The sequence below is a fragment of the uncultured Campylobacter sp. genome (assembly GCF_938030685.1).
Taxonomy (GTDB): Bacteria; Campylobacterota; Campylobacteria; order Campylobacterales; family Campylobacteraceae; genus Campylobacter_B.
Genome location: NZ_CALHHX010000209.1, coordinates 1 through 1,367 on the forward strand (window position 1 = coordinate 1; position 1,367 = coordinate 1,367).

Genomic DNA, 1,367 nt, shown 5'->3' on the forward strand with positions numbered 1-1,367 from the left:
ATTAGCGTCGTTTTGCCGCTGTTGGAAGGGCCTGAAAATGCGATAGCAAGTCTTTTCATTTTTAAAATCCGGCTTTTTAAGATGAGCAGATTGTAGCGAATTTAGCCTTTTAAAAAGCAAAATTCGTTAAAATGCGCCTAAAATTTCAAAGGAAAGATCGATGAAGAAATTTGATTTTAGCGACGCGCTAAACGGCCTGCTAAAGGGCGCGCTCCTAGCCGCGCTAGCGCTATTTTTGAACTCCTGCTCCGCAAACGATCCCCGTCACGATCCGCTTAAAAACGAGTTTTTGGCTTACACGCAAAAATTTGAATCGGTGCGCGCGGGCGATCGCTATTTGGGAGTGGCGACCTATCTAAATCCCGTCGCGCCTGAGCTTAGAAACGCCGCTGGAGACGAGGTGTTTTTGCTCACCTCCTATCCTAAAGAGATTCAGATCCTCGCGGTGCAGATCAACGGCGCAAACGCAAACGTAACGCCGCTTAGCGACGGGGATCCGCTTTTGCAAAAGGAGCTTTTTAAGATCGCGTGGTCAAGCCGCTACAAGATCACCGCGCCTAAGAGCGACAAGGACGAGCTGGTGCTTAGCTACCGCACCTCAAACGACCTTAATGCCACGATGAAATTTCGCAAAGTTTCAAAGTCGCTGTATTGGCAGCCGCAGATCGATCTGAAAGATTAAAAGGGGAGCAAATGGGTTACGACATAAGCTACCATGCTATCGGCAAAGATGAAATTTCGCAGTGGTATTTTAAGCCGCTAAAGCTCGCGCAGAAGGGAGATTTTGAAAGCATCGCTAAAATCGCGCGCGAAGCGGGGGTGGATGAATTTTACGCAGAAAAATACGCGGATGGCTTCCGCTCGGCGCTGCAGTACGGCACGCAGAGGATTTTTAATAAAACGCACGGATTTCATATAGCCGTGGCGCAGGGCTATTTTAGAGAGTATTTTTACACGCGCGGCACGGCGTTTAGCTTTTTGGCGGAGCAAAGCTCTAAATTTAAAACCTACATAAGCGATTGGCGCGAGGTTTTGCCGGCTGAATTTCTAGCGGAATTTAGCGGTGAAATTCACAACGAGATCGTCGAGAATTACTGCTGCGGCGCGTATCTTAGCGCTGCTAGCGTGCAGAAACTGCTGCGCGATTATGAGGCGGGCGGCGAGGTTAAATCCGCCGTAGATGAATTTTATGCGCAAAATTTGCCCGTGTTTTTAAAGGCGCTAAATTTGGCTCGCGAGCTTGGAGTAGGGCTACTTGAGGCTACCGAGGTGGTTGAGCCCAATCCGATCGATCTGAATAAGTCTGAATCGTTTTCAAATCTTTTTAATTGCGATACGCAGGGCGCGCTGATCTACGCGGAAATCGC

At 48.6% G+C, this 1,367-nt stretch carries 2 protein-coding genes; both read left to right on the forward strand.

All coding sequences use genetic code 11. The features are described from left to right. Nucleotides 1-160: 160 nt before the first annotated feature. A complete protein-coding gene (locus Q0369_RS10050; RefSeq protein ID WP_298099403.1) occupies nt 161-682 on the forward strand; it encodes a hypothetical protein in 522 nt (173 codons plus the stop codon). 11 nt (nt 683-693) lie between these two features. Then, the coding region (locus Q0369_RS10055; protein WP_298099406.1) for a hypothetical protein at nt 694-1,367 on the forward strand (674 nt) is incomplete at its 3' end.

Excerpts from the sequence above, each read along its gene's own strand:
- Q0369_RS10050 (WP_298099403.1), top strand. The coding sequence starts at position 161 with ATGAAGAAATTTGATTTTAGCGACGCGCTAAACGGCCTGCTAAAGGGC.